The organism is Micromonospora sp. NPDC048835 (assembly GCF_040649995.1).
Classification (GTDB): Bacteria; Actinomycetota; Actinomycetes; order Mycobacteriales; family Micromonosporaceae; genus Micromonospora.
In genome coordinates this window covers 15,473-31,228 of the sequence record NZ_JBEZGM010000046.1, presented here as the reverse complement: position 1 = coordinate 31,228, position 15,756 = coordinate 15,473, and the positions used below count along the sequence as shown (strand labels likewise).

15 protein-coding genes are annotated in these 15,756 nt (G+C 69.8%); 11 read left to right on the top strand and 4 right to left on the bottom strand.

Annotated features, from left to right (window positions below; genetic code table 11):
* Both AB0C15_RS30880 and AB0C15_RS30875 read right to left on the bottom strand, forming a co-directional pair.
* A partial coding sequence (locus tag AB0C15_RS30880; RefSeq protein ID WP_357357961.1) for a TAXI family TRAP transporter solute-binding subunit occupies positions 1–994 on the bottom strand: 994 nt, incomplete at its 3' end.
* Positions 991–3,228, bottom strand: coding sequence for a TRAP transporter fused permease subunit (locus AB0C15_RS30875; protein WP_357357958.1), 2,238 nt, complete (start codon positions 3,226–3,228; stop codon positions 991–993). The genes AB0C15_RS30875 and AB0C15_RS30880, both read right to left, overlap by 4 nt.
* Positions 3,229–3,354: 126 nt before the next feature.
* Here AB0C15_RS30875 and AB0C15_RS30870 point away from each other — a divergent pair, with 126 nt between their 5' ends.
* Together AB0C15_RS30870 and AB0C15_RS30865 are read left to right on the top strand one after the other, a co-directional pair.
* Complete coding sequence (locus AB0C15_RS30870) at positions 3,355–4,287, top strand: ATP-binding cassette domain-containing protein (protein WP_357357956.1); 933 nt, start codon at positions 3,355–3,357, stop codon at positions 4,285–4,287.
* A gap of 148 nt (positions 4,288–4,435) precedes the next feature.
* A complete protein-coding gene (locus AB0C15_RS30865) occupies positions 4,436–4,975 on the top strand; it encodes a hypothetical protein (RefSeq protein ID WP_357357954.1) in 540 nt (179 codons plus the stop codon).
* 21 nt (positions 4,976–4,996) lie between these two features.
* On the opposite strand, the gene AB0C15_RS30860 is transcribed toward AB0C15_RS30865, so the two are convergent.
* Complete coding sequence (locus AB0C15_RS30860; RefSeq protein WP_357357952.1) at positions 4,997–5,326, bottom strand: flavin reductase; 330 nt, start codon at positions 5,324–5,326, stop codon at positions 4,997–4,999.
* A gap of 163 nt (positions 5,327–5,489) precedes the next feature.
* Here AB0C15_RS30860 and AB0C15_RS30855 point away from each other — a divergent pair, with 163 nt between their 5' ends.
* The 5 genes from AB0C15_RS30855 (at position 5,490) to AB0C15_RS30835 (ending at position 9,488) form a co-directional block, all read left to right on the top strand.
* The gene (locus tag AB0C15_RS30855) at positions 5,490–6,293 is read left to right on the top strand and encodes a helix-turn-helix transcriptional regulator (RefSeq protein WP_357357950.1); all 804 of its coding nucleotides are present in this window, start codon (positions 5,490–5,492) and stop codon (positions 6,291–6,293) included.
* Positions 6,284–6,475, top strand: coding sequence for a DUF397 domain-containing protein (locus AB0C15_RS30850; RefSeq protein WP_357357948.1), 192 nt, complete (start codon positions 6,284–6,286; stop codon positions 6,473–6,475). Before AB0C15_RS30855 ends, AB0C15_RS30850 begins: the two co-directional genes overlap by 10 nt.
* 242 nt (positions 6,476–6,717) lie before the next feature.
* Entirely contained in the window at positions 6,718–7,506 is a 789-nt protein-coding gene (locus AB0C15_RS30845) for an ABC transporter permease (RefSeq protein ID WP_357357946.1), read from the top strand.
* A gap of 79 nt (positions 7,507–7,585) precedes the next feature.
* The gene (locus tag AB0C15_RS30840; protein WP_357357944.1) at positions 7,586–8,395 is read left to right on the top strand and encodes an ABC transporter permease; all 810 of its coding nucleotides are present in this window, start codon (positions 7,586–7,588) and stop codon (positions 8,393–8,395) included.
* 64 nt (positions 8,396–8,459) lie between these two features.
* Entirely contained in the window at positions 8,460–9,488 is a 1,029-nt protein-coding gene (locus AB0C15_RS30835) for a YihY/virulence factor BrkB family protein (protein WP_357357942.1), read from the top strand.
* A 73-nt stretch (positions 9,489–9,561) separates the two neighbouring features.
* Here the strand turns inward: AB0C15_RS30835 and AB0C15_RS30830 are convergent, their stop codons facing one another.
* On the bottom strand, positions 9,562–10,035 hold the full coding sequence (locus AB0C15_RS30830) for a hypothetical protein (protein ID WP_357357940.1): 474 nt from the start codon (positions 10,033–10,035) through the stop codon (positions 9,562–9,564).
* 600 nt (positions 10,036–10,635) lie between these two features.
* On the opposite strand from AB0C15_RS30830, the gene AB0C15_RS30825 reads away from it, so the two are divergent.
* The 4 genes from AB0C15_RS30825 (at position 10,636) to AB0C15_RS30810 (ending at position 15,736) form a co-directional block, all read left to right on the top strand.
* Positions 10,636–11,814, top strand: a complete 1,179-nt coding sequence (locus tag AB0C15_RS30825) for an ROK family protein (RefSeq protein ID WP_357357938.1) — start codon at positions 10,636–10,638, stop codon at positions 11,812–11,814.
* A 139-nt stretch (positions 11,815–11,953) separates the two neighbouring features.
* Positions 11,954–13,462: a sugar ABC transporter ATP-binding protein gene (locus AB0C15_RS30820; protein ID WP_357357965.1), complete on the top strand. Its 1,509-nt coding sequence runs from the start codon at positions 11,954–11,956 to the stop codon at positions 13,460–13,462.
* Complete coding sequence (locus AB0C15_RS30815) at positions 13,459–14,586, top strand: ABC transporter permease (RefSeq protein ID WP_357357936.1); 1,128 nt, start codon at positions 13,459–13,461, stop codon at positions 14,584–14,586. The genes AB0C15_RS30820 and AB0C15_RS30815 overlap by 4 nt, the downstream gene beginning before the upstream one ends.
* Before the next feature lie 97 nt (positions 14,587–14,683).
* Positions 14,684–15,736, top strand: coding sequence for a substrate-binding domain-containing protein (locus AB0C15_RS30810; protein ID WP_357357934.1), 1,053 nt, complete (start codon positions 14,684–14,686; stop codon positions 15,734–15,736).
* The last annotated feature ends 20 nt before the right edge of the window (positions 15,737–15,756 follow it).

Genomic DNA, 15,756 nt, shown 5'->3' with positions numbered 1-15,756 from the left:
ATCTGCGCCCGCTCCGCGGACGACAACCTCTGCCCCGGCATGACTCCTCATCCTGACGAGAATCCACCCCGTTGCAACAACCACTTGAACCCAAGTGGGCCAGCGTCTCCCGTTTGTCGAACACCGTCCGGGTGATCGCGCAGGCCACGTTGGCGTCCAGGTCCTTGCGGACCAACAACACATTGGGTACGACGATGGTCGGGGTGTCGGTCGCCGTCTTGTACGCGTCCCGGCCGATGGTGCCTTCCTGGTAGCCGGGGCTCAGCTCGGTCATCTTCGGCAGCAACGGTGAGATGTCGACGAACCGCACCGAGTCGCCGGCCGTGGTGAACAGGTCGGTGAGACCCCCGGTGGGCAGACCACCGGACCAGAAGAAGCCGTCGACGCTGCCGTCCTTGATCCCCTCGACCGTCTTGGTCAGGTCCAGTCGCTGCGCCCGGACGTCCTTGGCCGGGTCGAGGCCGGCGGCTTCCAACAGCCGGTTGGCGATCACCTCGGTGCCGGACTTGGGCGAACCGGTGGAGATGCGCTTGCCCCGCATGTCGGCCACCGAGGTGATCTGCGAGTCGTTGCGGACCACCACCTGGGTGTAGTTGTCGTAGATGCGGGCCAGCGCCTGCACCGGCTGCGGCGCGGTGAAGCTGCCCTTGCCCTCGACCGCGTTGACCGCCGTGTCGAACAACGAAAAGGCCACATCGTACTGGCCACCGACAAGTTGTTCGACGTTCTGCACCGAGGCGCCGGTCTCGGCGGCGGTGCCGGTGAGCTTGCCGCCGGTCGCACCGGACAACTGCCCGGCCAGGGCGTTGCCGACCACGTAGTAGACGCCCGTCGCGTTGCCGGTGGCGATGCCGACGCGGGTCTCCTTGGTCACCTCGCAGGTGACCTCGCTTGCCGTGTCGTCGGTGGCCGCACCGCCCTGCTGACCTCCGCAACCCGCGGCGAGGGCGAGCACGCTCAGGCCCGCCGCGAGCCGTACGTCGATTCGTCTCACAGTTTCTCCTCCACAGGATCGGACGATTGGCGGCCGGCGGATGCGCGTCGGACGAGGACGCCCACCGCCGCCACGGCGGCCAGCGCGGTGCCGACGGCGACCGGCACGGGTTCGAGCCAGAGCAGGGTGACGCCGGCGAGGACGCCCAGCGCCCGCTCCGGCACGCCGACGGGGCCGACACCTGGGAGCCAGCCACCGGCGGCGACGGCGAGCACCGCCACGCTGAGCGCGGTGACCACGGCCGCGAAGGCGATCCGCTGGACGCCACCGATGCCGAGCAGACCGAGCCCGGCCGGCGTGATGACGAACGCGATCGGCGTCAGGTACGCGGGCAGCGCGTACCGCAGGGTCTGCCACATGGTGGGCACCAGCCGGCCGCCGGTGACCGCGGCGGCGGCCACCGCGGCGAGCGCGGTCGGCGGGGACACCTCGGACAGCACCGCGAAGTAGAAGACGAACATCGCCGCCGCCGGCGCCGTGACGCCCAGGTCGAGCAGGGCCGGACCGACGATCACCCAGCCGATCACGAACGAGGCGGTGACCGGCACGGCGAGGCCCAGCAGGCTGAGCGCGACGGCGGCGAGCAGCGCGGTGAGCACCAGCACCAGCGTCGGGTCCGAGGTGGCCGCCTGCGCCCCGCCGATCAGCAGCGCGGCCGCCTGCGGCCCGAGGCCGGTCTTGGTGGTGGTCGCCGTGATGATGCCGGCGGCGGCGCAGACCGCGGTGACGGCGAGCACACCGCGTACGCCGGTGACCAGCGCGGTCACCAGCCGGCCCGGGGTGAGCCGGTGCGCGCGGTCCAGGTGGGAGAGCACGGCGGCGACGACGATTGCGAACACGACAGCGCGCGTCGCGGACACCCCGATGGCGAGGAACACGATGATGGCGATCAGTGAGGCGAAGTGGTAGCCGAACCGGCCCAGCAGCCGCCAGGGCGAGCCGACGTCGATCACCACCGGGCGCACCCCGGAACGGCGCGCGTCGATCTCCACGGCCAGCAGGATGCCGAGGTAGTAGAGGACCGTCGGCACCGTTGCCCAGCCCAGCACCTGGAGATACGAGACACCCAGGTACTCGGCGATGATGAACGCCGCCGCGCCCAGGGTGGGCGGGGAGAGGATCGCGCCCACCCCGGCCGCGGCCAGCATGCCGCCGGCCCGCTCCGGCGGGTAGCCGGCGCGGCGCAGCAGCGGCCAGGTGACCGCGCCGATGCTCACCGTCGTCGCCGCGCCCGAGCCGGAGACGGTGCCGAGCAGGAAACCCGAGGCCACCGCCGTCCGCCCGGCGGCCGTGCGGGAACGTCGGAACGCCGCGGCCGACAACTCGACGAAGAAGCGCCCGGCCCCGGACAGCTCCAGCACCGCGCCGTAGATGGTGAACAGCACGATGTACGAGGCGGCCACGTCGAGTGGTGTGCCGTAGAAGCCGCTGTCGGAGTTGTAGAACGCGTCGACGAGTTGACTGAAGTCGAGCCCGGAGTGCGCGACCGGCCAGGACTGCGGCAGCAACCCGCCGTAGTAGCCGTAGCCGAGGAACAGCAGGCAGACCGCCGGCAGGATCCACCCGGTGGTACGCCGACACGCTTCGAGCAGCAGGAGCAGCAGGACGGTGCCCAGCACCAGATCCGTCGCCGCCAGCAGGCCCTGCCGGTCGAGGAACGCGTTGTAACCGCCGCCACCGCTGCCGATCCGGATCGGCAGGACGGGGTAGAGGCAGGCAGCGACCGCCAGCGCGCTCAATGCCCAGTCGGTGACGGTGGGCCGCGTCGACGTGGGTGCCGGGACGCGCCTGTCGCCGTCGCTCTCGGTGGCCTCAGCCCGGTCGGTGCCTGGTCGGCGGGGGTGTAGGCGGGCCGGCAACCGCAGGTTGGCCGGGTAGGCGAGGAAGACCAGCGGGAGTACGCCGGCCAGGAAGATGATCAGGTAATACTTGCTGCCCTGCGACAGGGGGCGGAACACCTGCCACAGGGCGAGAGCGCCGACCGCAAGCGCCGTCACGGTGAGGAGCAGGCCCGCCGGCCCGGAGAGCACCCGGCCCGGTTTCTCGTCCTCGAACCGGGCGGCCAGGTCCCGGGTCGCCCGCTCGGCGACGCTCGGGTCGTGGGGCTCCGTCGGCTCGGCTGCCCGTCGCGGTCGGGGTGGCTCGCCGTCGGGGCTCAGCGCGGGCGCGCCGACGGAAGAGTTGGCTGGTCGGGCAGGTGACGACGAACCATCGGGCGAGCTGATGGGTGACACAAAAGGACGATACACGTCGATTGGCTGACGGGTGGGGCATTGATCGGCGTTTCGCCGTCGGCGGGTGCGGACACCGGGCGCGTATTCGCGTGGAGGGGTGTCGGACCGGGCGGTTAGGGTCGGGCGATGACTTCGGGGCGACCACTGATTCAGGCTCGCGGGCTGGTGAAGCGGTTCGGTGATTTCACCGCCGTGGACGGCATCGACGTCGAGGTTCGCCCGGGTGAGGCGTTCGGCTTCCTCGGGCCCAACGGCGCGGGCAAGTCGTCCACCATGCGGATGGTCGGCTGCATCTCCCCACCCAGCGCGGGTGAGCTGCGCATCCTCGACATGGATCCGGTGGCTGACGGGCCGGCCATCCGGGCGCGCCTCGGGGTGTGCCCCCAACTGGACAATCTCGATCCGGAGCTGACCGTCCGGGAAAACCTGACGGTCTACGCCCGCTACTTCGGCGTCTCCCGCCGGGCGGCCCGGGAGCGCGCCGCCGAGCTGCTCGACTTCGTCCAGCTCACCGAGCGGGCCGACAGCAAGGTCGAGCCGCTGTCCGGCGGGATGAAGCGTCGACTGACCATCGCCCGCGCGCTTGTCAACGATCCGGAGATCGTGCTGCTCGACGAGCCGACCACCGGGCTCGACCCGCAGGCCCGGCACCTGGTGTGGGAGCGGCTGTTCCGGCTCAAGCAGCAGGGCGTGACGCTGGTGCTCACCACCCATTACATGGACGAGGCCGAGCAGCTCTGCGACCGCCTGGTGGTGATGGACGGCGGCCGGATCGTCGCGGAGGGTTCGCCGCGAGCGTTGATCGAGCAGCACTCGACCCGCGAGGTGGTCGAGCTGCGCTTCGCCGCCGAGTCACAGGAGCCTTTCGCCGGCAAGCTCGCCGGGCTGGGGGAGCGGGTCGAGGTGCTGCCCGACCGGGTCCTGCTCTACGTGCCCGACGGCGACGCGGCGGTCACCGAGGTCACCGCGCGAGGGCTCCAGCCGGCGAACGTGCTGGTGCGGCGCAGCGGCCTGGAGGACGTCTTCCTGCACCTGACCGGCCGCACCCTTGTCGACTGAACGTCCCGAGTGATCGTTGGCAGCTCAGCGACACCTTCCTCGGCGTGTCGCACCGCTCAGCTGCCAACGATCACCGCTCGACTGCCTCTGATCTTGGGCGTAGCATCGCCCAGCCGCATCCGAGCCGGCCTTCGACCACGGGGGTTTCATGTCTGATCTGGTGATCGCCAACCGACGGCAGGCCGGGCTCACCGCCCTCTACCTGGGCATCTTTGCGATGGTCTGGTTCAGTGTGCCGGCGGCGGAGCAGCCGCTGCGGGCCCTGCTCGTGGTGGGCAGCCTCGTCGCGCTGCTCACCGCCGTGCTGGGTGGTGTGCTGTCCGCCCGACTGCGTGGGGCCGGCAGCCCTCGGGATCGGGCCGCCGACCGCCCGTACCTGCTCATCGTCCTGGCCGAGTTCGCCGCCGCCGGGCTGGGTGCCGCCGTGCTGGTCGCCGCCAACTGGTCCGAGTACGTTCCGGTCCTGGTCTGCCTGGTGGTCGGTCTGCACTTCTTCCCACTCGCCCCGCTCCTGCGGGATCCGCTGCTCCGCCCGCTGGGTGTCGCGCTGTGCCTGGTGGCCGTGGCGGGCCTCGTCACCGGCCTCGCCTCGGTGGTCTCGGCCGGGCTGGTGATCGGCGTCGGCGCGGGGGTGCTGCTGCTCGGTTACGCCGTGCAGGCGCTGATCCGCGCGTACCGACCGGCCTGACCGGCTGCCGACGAGCACCGCTCAACGGGCTCTGGCCCAGGTGACGAATCGGTCGGCCAACCGATCCTGACCGGCCTGGCCGGCGAGGTCCCCGGCCGCCTCGTACAGCAACGCGGCAAGGTAGACGAGCAGGCCGATCCGGTCCTCCCGGTACTCGCCCAGCAGCGCCAGGCGGGCCGGCGAGCAGGGCCACGCGGCGCCGCAGACCCGGCAGCGCCAGGACGGGCGTGCCGCGACGTGCGGGCGGTACCGGGGCATCAGAGCCCGCCGCCGTGGTGAGCCGACCAGGTGAGTCGCACCGGGAAGAACCTCCATCGGGTGGGTGGGGAGCGCCCCGGATCGGGGGGTCACGGGGCGCTCCCGGCCTGGTTCCGCCCGCCGTCCGAATCCCGTGAGCGGTTCCGCTGCGTGACAGTCTGGTGAGGACCTGACTACTGTGGGAGGTTCCGCACGCCGACGACCAGCGCGTACGGCAATCGGCCCGGCACGGTACGCAGATGTACGGGAGTTGTCCGTGGAGAGTTCGTCCATGCTGGAGCACTTCGCCGAGGAGTTGCGACTGGCCCGCGCCGCCAGTGGGATGTCGCAGACGGCGCTGGCCGAGGCGTTGAGCTATTCCGGGGCGTTGGTCGCCAAGGTGGAGACGTCCGAGCGCCGGCCGAGCCTGGACTTCGCCCGCCGGTGTGACGCCGTGTTCGCAGCCGACGGTCGGTTCGAGCGCATCCAACGGCGGATCAGCCGTGAGGCGGTGGTGCCGTGGTTCCGCGACTGGGCCGGCATCGAGCAGGAGACCACAGCGCTGCGGTGGTATGAGCCGCTCTACGTGCCGGGGCTGGTGCAGACCGAGGGTTACGCCCGCGCCATCCTGGCCGGTGCCGGGCTCTTCGCGGCGGACGAGGTCGAGCAGCAGGTGACCGCCCGGCTCGATCGGCAGGGCGTGCTCACCCGGGACCGGCCGCCGCTGCTCAGCGTGGTCGTCGACGAGTACGCGTTGCGCCGCCACGTCGGCGGGCCGGAGGTGATGCGTGAGCAGTTGCGGCACCTGGTGAAGCTTGGCTCGGCGCTGCCCCGGGTCCGAATCCAGGTCGTGCCGCTGTCGGCAGGTGCGTACGCTGGGCTCGATGGTCCCTTCGTGATCGCCACCGCAGCCACCGGTGAAGATGTGGTCTTCCTGGACGGGCAGCGCCACGGGCAGGTCATCGACCGCGCCGATTACGTCCGTCAGATGGTCGAGGTGTGGGAGTCGATCCGCGGTGAGGCACTATCGCAGCAGCAGTCCCTCGACCTGATCGCGGAAGTGGCGGAGACATGGATCTGACCGGTGCCCGGTGGCGTAAGAGCACTCGCAGCAACGGCAGCGGCGGTGCCTGTGTGGAGGTTGCCGGCAACCTGCCTGGGTTGGTGGCCGTCCGGGACTCCAAGGACCCGACCGGCCCTGTGCTGGTCTTTGCGCCCGACACGTGGCGCGTGTTCGTCGGGTCCGACGCCGTGCGCCGGTAGCTGGCGCGGTGACCACCTGTCGTCTCGGCTTTCCAAAAGTCGGGGCATCGGGGCGGCTCTGAAACCGCGACTTCCTGAAAATCGAGTCGATCAACGGGCGGGGCCGGGGTGGCGCGGCGACCCGATCGAGCCCGCGAAACCCGGGCGACACGTCGGCGGGGTCGTCGTAGGGTGACCGGCGACCTGTCGTACCCCGGGGGTAGAAAGGTCGTGGCGGCCGGCGCGGTGGGCGGGGTGATCGGGTGAGTGCGACGGGGTCGGCGCGGTTCCCCTGGGTGCCGGCGTATGCGGTGTTCGAGCACTATTTGGTGGGTCTGCGGCGCACCTGGCGGGCCGGGGTGTTCTCCTCGTTCCTGCTGCCGGTGCTGACGGTCCTCGGCTTCGGGCTGGGGGTCGGCGCCTACATTGACCAGGGCGTCGGCGGGGTGCGTTACCTCGACTGGCTGGTCCCCGGGCTGATCGCCTCGACCGCGCTCCAGGTGACGGTCGGCGACTCGACCTGGCCGGTGTTCAGTAACTTCCAGTGGGTCCGGACCTACTTCGCGCAGGGCACGTCGCCGCTGCGGGTGGGCGACATCGTGGCCGGGCACCTGGCCTTCGTGCTCTTCCGGGTGCTCACCACGATCGTGGCGTTCCTCCTGGTCACCGGGCTGTTCGGGGCGTTGCGGTCGCCGTGGGCGGTGGTCACCCTGCCGGTGGTGGCGTTGCTCGCGCTGGCCGTCGCCGCGCCGACCTTCGCGTACGCCGCGTCGGTGCAGAGCGACAACTGGCTCGCGATGCTGTTCCGGTTCGCGGTCATCCCGATGACGCTCTTCGCTGGGGTGTTCTTCCCGGTCGAGTCGTTGCCTGACGCGCTGCGGTGGCTGGCGTACGTGACGCCGTTGTGGCACGCCGTGGACCTGTGCCGCGCTGTCACGCTCGGCGTCGCCCCACAGTGGTCGGCAGCCGGGCACGTGCTCTACCTGGCCGCCTGGGCGGTCGTCGGCTGGTTGCTGGCGGTCCGCGCGTTCCGTCGCAAGCTCGTCGTCTGAGCAGCAGCTCGTCGTCGAAGCGGCGGCTCGTCTTCCGAACAGCGGCTCGTCTTTCCGAACAGCAAGCAGGGAGGGTGTCGTGGTCACGCTGATCCTGCCCCGGCTGGTCGACGTCTCCGCCGCGTCCCGGCGGTCGGCGTCGGTGGTCGGGCGCAACGTCGCGGCGCTGAAGCCTGCCTACTGGCTGCTGCTGCTCTCCGGCTTCGTGGAGCCGCTGCTCTATCTGCTCTCCATCGGGGTGGGCGTCGGCGCGCTGGTCGGTGATCTGCCGCTGCCCGATGGGCGGCTGGTCTCGTACGCCGCGTTCGTGGCTCCGGCGATGCTCGCCGCCTCGGCGATGACCGGGGCGATCTCGGAGACCACCTTCAACTTCTTCGGCAAGATGAAGTACATGAAGCTGTACGACGGGATGATCGCCACCCCGGTACGGCCGTTCGAGATCGCCGTGGGCGAGTTGGGTTGGGCGATGCTGCGGGGCAGCGCCTACTCGGCGGCGTTCCTCGGGGTGATGGTCGCGCTCGAGTTGACCAGCGTCACCCGGGCGTTTGCCGCTTTCCCGGCGGCGGTGCTTGTCGGCTTCGCGTTCGGGGCGCTCGGCATGACGGTCTCCACCTTCATGCGCAGTTGGCAGGATTTCGACCTGATGGCCTCCGCGCAGTTCACGCTCTTCCTCTTCTCCGGCACCTTCGTGCCGGCGCAGGCCTATCCGACGCTGCTGCACTGGCTCGTCGAGATCACCCCGCTGTACCGGTCGGTGCACCTGATCCGCGGGGTCGCGCTGGGCGGCGCTGGCTGGCTGTGGCTGCTCGACGTGCTCTACCTACTGGCGATGGTGGTGTTCGGCCTGCTGGTGGCGTCGCGCCGGATGGCGAGGTTGCTCTACAAGTAGGGGTTATCCGGGCCCGTCGACGGGGCAAGTCCGAGGGTGACACCGCCGACGAGGAGGAGGGGCGATGGCCTCGGACGAGTCTTCCGCCCAGCGGGAGCGTGAACGTGATCCCGCCACCACACCGGTCGGGCCCGACGCGGGCCCGGACAGCCCCACCGACCTGCCCGGCAGCGGCTGGAAGGCGGCGCTGCGGCGGACGATCTCCGAATTCCAGGACGACAGCCTGACCGACTGGGCGGCTGCCCTCACCTACTACGGGGTGCTTTCCATCTTCCCCGGCATGCTGGTGCTGATCTCTCTGCTCGGCCTGCTCGGCGAGAGCGCCACCGAGGGCGTCAGGGAAACCCTCAACCAGGCGGTGCCGAACGACAGCGTTCAGCAGATCATCGAGAGCGCGATCGATACCGCCCAGCAGAACGGCGGCCTGGCCAGCATCGCGGCGATCATCGGTCTGTTGGCCGCGTTCTGGTCCGCGTCCGGCTACGTCGGTGCGTTCATGCGTGCGTCCAACACCATCTACGACGTGCCGGAGGGCCGGCCGATCTGGAAGACCCTGCCGATCCGCGCCGGTGTGACAGCGGTGATCGGCGTGCTGCTGCTGGTCTGCGCGGTGATCGTGGTCTTCACCGGCCGCCTCGCCGAGGCGGTGGGCGATGTGATCGGGCTCGGCTCGACGGCGGTCGCGGTCTGGGACATCGCCAAGTGGCCGGTGCTGCTGATCCTGGTCAGTCTGATGTTCGCGATCCTCTACTGGGCCTCACCGAACGCGCGGCACGGAGGTTTCCGCTGGGTCAGCCCGGGCGGGGTGTTGGCCGTGGTGATCTGGTTGGTGATCTCCGGGCTGTTCGCGTTCTACGTGAGCAACTTCGGTTCGTACGACAAGACGTACGGGACCCTCGCTGGGGTGATCATCTTCCTGGTCTGGCTCTGGCTGAGCAACATCGCGATCCTGCTCGGGGCCGAGTTCGACGCGGAGTTGGAGCGTGGCCGCGCCATCGCGGCCGGCCACTCGGTGGACGACGAGCCGTACGTCGAGCTGCGCGACGACCGCAAGCTCAGGAAGAAGCGCAACCAGCGCGGTTCGGTCGGTTGAGGTGACGCGCCCTTGGCTGCCGGACCCGTGCTGGGTCCGGCAGCCGAGGACGACCATTGTCAGGAGTTGACCGTCAGCTGCAGGCCGACGTGAGGCACCAGCCATTGAGCGTGACTACCTGGAGGTCGTTCACCTTGTGCCAGCCGGGGTAATATTTGTTACCCACGCTGTCGTAGTAAATGTATCCGCTGGGCACCTGGAAACCGTCAGTGTCCCGGAATTCGTAGTAGTACCTCGAATCGGAAGCACTGCCCTGGCCGGCCGGCAGCCACATGGTCTTGCTGTTGGTCGGCCAGTTGCCCGAAAGCTTGATGGACCGGCCGAGTCGGTTCTTCACCTCGCCGCAGAAGATCCCGGCGGTGCAGTTACCGAGGGTGCCGAAATCGCCCTCGGCAGCGCTGGAAGCGGCCTGCCGGACGGGTGCCGCAGCCGCAACGCCCAGCTCAGAGCCGGTCGAGGACGGTGCCGCCTGGGCTGCCGATGGTGAGAACAGTGCGACGAACGCTACTGCGGACACGGCCGCGATAAAGCGTGTCGGTCGTTTCATTGGGGTCCTTCCCGTCGGGGTACTCGGGCACGGCAGAACGGCAGGTCATCGCGATTGGAGAATTGCGGTGCGCGACTCGCGCCGTAGCTGCCGATGCCCAGGAACGTTAACGACCACGTAGACGACTGTCAACGTCCCTTCCAATTGCGGGGGATGGTTGAGCCGCCGATTCGACGTGCGGCAGGCGTCCGTACCGGCCACGTAATCGCTGCTCGAAGGTCGATCGACAGCCATCGACACCCATGGCGATGGATGGTGACGTCATCCGCTCCTCGGATGCGCCTGGAGGCGGGTGTTCGCCCACGCCGACGGCTGCCCGGGGATCGGCCTGGCCGGTGCTGAACAGTTCGGCGCAGCGGCTGTCTGGGCCGGCTCGCCCGCCGCCTCGCCGGCCGGATGGGTGCCGGCGCGGCGAGGGGGGCGCAGCGAACCCGATCCATCCCGTCGCAAGCGCGACCGAAAACTTCTGTCCGTTTGAGCAAAAGTTAGCGTCGGAACAGCCGAAGCTCTGGACAGGTGGTGCGACCGCTCCTACTGTGTCGGACACAACACATCGGCATTGCGTCGATGTGAACGCTGCCAGAGAAGAGGGGGCCCCCGGTGCGCACCGTCGACCCCCTGCACGTGCGCCTGTTGCGGTTGCTTCGCGACGAGGGCGCCGTGTCCCGTGCCGAGCTGGGCGACCGACTCCAGATGCCGCGCCCGCGCATGCTCGCCGAGCTGGACCGCCTGGTCGCGCTGGGGTATGTCGCCGAGGCGGGGCTCGCCGCGTCCCGAGGTGGCCGTCGCTCGACCCTCGTCGAGTTGAACCCGAAGCTGCGCTTCGCCGCCGTCGACCTCGGCGCCAGTTCGATGGACGTCGAGGTGGTCAACGGCCGCCTCGAACCGGTGGCCCACTACGCCGAGGCAGCCGACATCCGCAACGGTCCGAAGGTGACCCTGCAACGGGTCAACGAGCTGCTGCACAAGGCCCGGGTCGACGGCGCGTACGAGCGACTGGACGCGGTCGGCATCGGCGTGCCCGGCCCGGTCAGCTTCCGCGACGGCGTGCCGGTCTCACCGCCGATCATGCCCGGCTGGGACCGGTTCCCGGTGCGTGAGCTGCTCAGCCGCGAGCACGGCTGCCCGGCGGTGGTCGACAACGACGTCAACATCATGGCGATCGGCGAGCGGCACGGCGGGGTCGCCCACTCGGTGGACGACTTCCTCTTCGTGAAGATCGGCACCGGCATCGGCTGCGGCATCTACCTCACCGGTGAGGTCTACCGGGGCACCGACGGCTGCGCCGGCGACATCGGCCACATCCAGGTCGACTCGCACGGTCCGATGTGTTCCTGCGGCAACGTCGGCTGCCTGGAAGCGCTCTTCAGCGGTGCCGCGCTGGCCAAGGACGCCCTGGCCGCCGCCCGCAGTGGGACGTCGCCGGCGCTTGCCGAGCGGCTGTCGCTGCGCGGAGTGGTGACCGCCCTGGACGTCGCCGAGGGCGCCGTCGAGGGCGACGTGACCTGCATCCAGTTGATCCGGGACGGCGGACGGCGGGTCGGCGGGGTGCTCGCCGGCCTGGTCAGCTTCACCAACCCGTCGATGATCGTGATAGGCGGCGGGTTGGCCCAACTGGGTCACATCCTGCTCGCCGAGATCCGCAGTGTGGTCTACCGCCGGTCACTGCCGCTGGCCACCGGCAACCTCCCCGTCGTCCTGTCCGAGCTGGGCGGTCGCGCCGGTGTCACCGGTGCGGCGGTGCTCGCAAGCGACGTCGCCTTCGGGGAAGCCGCATGAACATGAAGCTGTTCGAGGTTCCGTCGTGAGCGAGGAGGAGACTGTGGCTCTGCCCGAGGATGACCCGGCCACCGCGTCGGCCGAGGCCGTCGCCGAGGCGCCGCTGGTCGAGGCTCCCGCCGACACCGTCGCGGGCGAGGTGGTCCTGCGCCTCACCGATCTGGTGAAGACCTTCCCCGGCGTACGCGCGCTCGACGGCGTGCAGCTGGAGGTGCGTGCCGGCGAGGTGCACTGCCTGCTCGGGCAGAACGGTGCCGGCAAGTCGACCCTCATCAAGGTGCTCGCCGGGGTGCACCAACCGGACTCCGGGCTGGTGGAGTGGCGCGGCGAACCGGCCACGTTCGCCAACCCGCAGGCCGCGATGAAGGCCGGTATCGCCACCATCTACCAGGAGCTCGACCTCGTCGAGGACCTGTCGGTGGCGGAGAACGCGTTCCTCGGGCACGAGTACCGCAACTTCGGGTTCGTGCGGCGCGGCCGGATGGCCCGGCACACCCGGCAGATCCTCAGTCGGCTCGGCCACGGTGAGATCCCGCCGGGCCGGATGGTCCGGTCGCTGCCGGCTGCGGGCAAGCAGATCGTCAGCATGGCCCGGGCGCTGTCGCACGAGGCACGACTGATCATCATGGACGAGCCGAGCGCGGTGCTGGCGCACGACGAGGTCGGCAACCTGTTCCGGATCATCCGCGAGCTGACCGCGCAGGGCATCGCCGTCATCTACATCTCCCACCGTATGGAGGAGATCCGCGAGATCGGCGACCGGGTCACCGTCCTCAAGGACGGCCGGACCACGGCGGCGAACCTGCCGGCGCGCGACACCCCGACCCGCGACCTGGTGAGCCGGATGACCGGCCGCACCATCGAGTACGTCTTCCCGGACCGGCCGACCGAGGACTCCACCGGAGCCGACCTGCTCCAGGTGGAGGGGCTGACCCGCACCGGCGAGTTCGCCGACGTCTCGCTGAGCGTGCGCGCCGGGGAGATCGTGGGCATCGCGGGGCTGGTCGGCTCGGGTCGCTCGGAACTGCTGGAGACGATCTACGGGGCCCGTCTCCCGGAGGCCGGCACGGTGCAGATGAACGGCAAGGTGCTGCGCCCCGGCGTCGGCGCGGCGGTTCGCGCCGGCATGGGGATGGCCCCGGAGGAGCGCAAGAGTCAGGCGCTGCTGCTCGGTGAGCCGATCTACCGCAACGTCACGCTCGCCACCTTCGGTCGGTACGCGCGCTTCGGCTTCACCAACGCCGCCAAGGAGCGTGCCGAGGCGGACCGGATCACCGAGAGCCTGGAGCTGCGGCCCCGGGGCGTCGACCGGCCGGTACGCACGCTGTCCGGCGGCAACCAGCAGAAGGTGGTGGTCGGGCGCTGGCTGCTCGGCGGCACCAAACTGCTGCTTCTCGACGAGCCGACCCGGGGCGTGGACGTGGGCGCCCGGGCCGAGCTGTACCAGGTCATCCGGGCATTGGCCGCTCAGGGCGTGGGGGTGCTGCTGGTCTCCAGCGAGGTGCCCGAGGTGCTGGGTCTGGCCGACCGGGTGCTGGTCATGCGGGAAGGGCGGGTCGTCCGCGAAGCCGCGGCCGGCGAACTCGACGAGAACACTGTGCTTGACCTCGTGATGGCGGGGTCCTTGATGGAAGGCGCACCGGCATGAGCGACGCGACTCCCACTCCCACCGCGACACCGGAGCGCCCGCAGCTTCCGGCGCAGTCGCCGCCGGTGGATCCGGCGGAGACTGCGGTGGCGAGCGATAAAGCAGCATCCACGGGTCGGCTCTCCTGGTGGCGGGGTGACGGTGGCGACGGCGCCAAGCGCAACCTCGGTCTGATCGGGGTGCTGGCCGCGCTCATCGTGGTCGGCGCGGTCACCAAGCCCGACCTGTACGGCGACCCGAACTGGGTCTGGAACAACGTCCTGGCCATCCTCCAGTTGGCCTCGGTGGTCGGTGTGGTCACGGTCGGAATGACCTTCGTGATCATCGGTGGTGGCATCGACCTGTCGGTCGGCGCGATCGTCGCGCTCGCCGGGGTCTGGTGCACCACGGTGGCCACCCAGAGCTACGGCGCCGGCGGCATGATCTTCACCGCCCTCGCGGTCGGTGTCTGCGTCGGCCTCGTCAACGGTGTGCTCATCTCGTACGGGCGACTGGTCCCCTTCATCGCGACGCTCGCGATGCTGGTGGCCGCGCGAGGGCTCGCGGCATCGATCTCCAACAAGCAGACCCAGGTGTCGAGCAGCACCTTCATCAACGACATCGCGGCCCGCAAGGTGATCGGGATCCCGATCCTCGTCTACATCCTCGGCGCGGTCGTGCTCGCCGGTTGGGTCGTGCTCAACCGGACGACCTTCGGCCGGCGGACCATCGCCGTGGGCGGCAACCCGGAGGCGGCCCGGCTGGCCGGCATCAACGTCCGGCGGCACACCATGCTGCTGTACGCGCTCTCCGGTCTCTGCTGCGGTATCGCCGCGATCATGCTGACCTCGCAGGCGACCTCCGCGCAGGCGGCGATGGCCAACCTGTACGAGTTGGACGCGATCGCCGCGGCGATCATCGGTGGGACGTTGCTCAGCGGCGGTCGGGGCACGATCGTCGGTTCGCTGCTCGGCGTCATCATCTTCGCCACGATCACGAACCTCTTCGCCATCAACGGCCTCTCCATCGAGGCACAGAACATGGTCAAGGGCGGCATCATCGTCGCCGCCGTCCTGGTCCAGCAGTTCCAGTTCAAGTCCGTCACTCGGCTCCTCGCGCGGAACAGGGTCACCACCGCAACCTGACGCACCGCACCGTTGTCCTGGCGACGTCGAGCACTTCGACGCCGGCCGGGCCTCGCACACCCTCAATAAGTCACATACCGCTCCCAGGAGGTCATTCATGACCCAGAACAGTCGCGACCTGTCGCGCCGCCGGTTGCTCTTCGGTGGAGCCGCAGTGGGCGCTGCCACCCTGCTCACCGCCTGCACCAGCAACGAGACTCCGGCCGCCAGCACGCAGACCAAGGCCGCCGGGAACAGCGAAGGCAACAACGCCCCGGGCAAGAAGGTCGTCATCGGCTTCTCCGCCCCGGCCGCCGACCACGGCTGGATGGGCGCGATCCACGCCAACGCCAAGGCGCAGGCCGCCGCGTACTCGGACGTGGAGTTCAAGGAGGTCGACGGTGGGTCGAACTCCGAGGCCCAGCGCTCCACGCTCGGCACGCTGATCGCCCAGAAGCCGGACATCATCGTCGTGCTGCCGCACGACGGCAAGGAGGTCAACGCCGTTGCCCTCCAGGCGATGCAGGCGGGCATCCCGATCGTGAACCTCGACCGGGCCTTCCCCGACGCACTGGCCTCGCGGCTCGTCATCAAGGGCGACAACTACGGCATGGGCGTCTCGGCCGGGCACTTCATCGGCAAGATGCTCAAGGACAAGGGCGTCGCCAACCCGATCATCGGTGAGATCGCCGGTCTGGAGATCCCGCTGACCGTCGAGCGCAGCAACGGCTTCAAGGCCGCGCTGGCGACCTACGGGTTCAAGGTGGAGAACCGCCGCTCGGCCGAGTTCACCTCGGACAGCGGTCAGCGTGAGGCTTCCCAGCTTCTCCAGGCCCTGCCGAAGATCGACGCGATCTGGAACCACGACGACGACCAGGGCATCGGTGTGCTCGCGGCCATCAAGCAGGCCAACCGGTCGGAGTTCTTCATGGTCGGCGGCGCGGGTTCCAAGCTCGCCATCGACGCCATCAAGGCCGACAACACCGTGCTGAAGGCCACCGTCACCTACAACCCGTCGATGGCCTCCTCGGCGATCTCGCTCGCGCGGCTCGTCGCGCAGGGCCGGGGCCTGGGCGACCTGACGGAGCTCCAGGTGCCCAAGGAAGTGACCCTGGCCTCCGAGACGATCACCAAGGAGAACGCGAGCAGCTACGACAAGCTCGGGTTCTGACATACCGGGGGGAGACCCAC

Bases quoted from the DNA above. Each gene is read 5' to 3' on its own strand.
- AB0C15_RS30835 (WP_357357942.1), top strand. From the start codon at position 8,460: ATGGCCTCGGACGAGTCTTCCGCCCAGCGGGAGCGTGAACGTGATCCC.
- AB0C15_RS30865 (WP_357357954.1), top strand. From the start codon at position 4,436: ATGTCTGATCTGGTGATCGCCAACCGACGGCAGGCCGGGCTCACCGCC.
- AB0C15_RS30810 (WP_357357934.1), top strand. From the start codon at position 14,684: ATGACCCAGAACAGTCGCGACCTGTCGCGCCGCCGGTTGCTCTTCGGT.
- AB0C15_RS30815 (WP_357357936.1), top strand. From the start codon at position 13,459: ATGAGCGACGCGACTCCCACTCCCACCGCGACACCGGAGCGCCCGCAG.
- AB0C15_RS30830 (WP_357357940.1), bottom strand. From the start codon at position 10,035: ATGAAACGACCGACACGCTTTATCGCGGCCGTGTCCGCAGTAGCGTTC.
- AB0C15_RS30850 (WP_357357948.1), top strand. From the start codon at position 6,284: ATGGATCTGACCGGTGCCCGGTGGCGTAAGAGCACTCGCAGCAACGGC.
- AB0C15_RS30870 (WP_357357956.1), top strand. From the start codon at position 3,355: ATGACTTCGGGGCGACCACTGATTCAGGCTCGCGGGCTGGTGAAGCGG.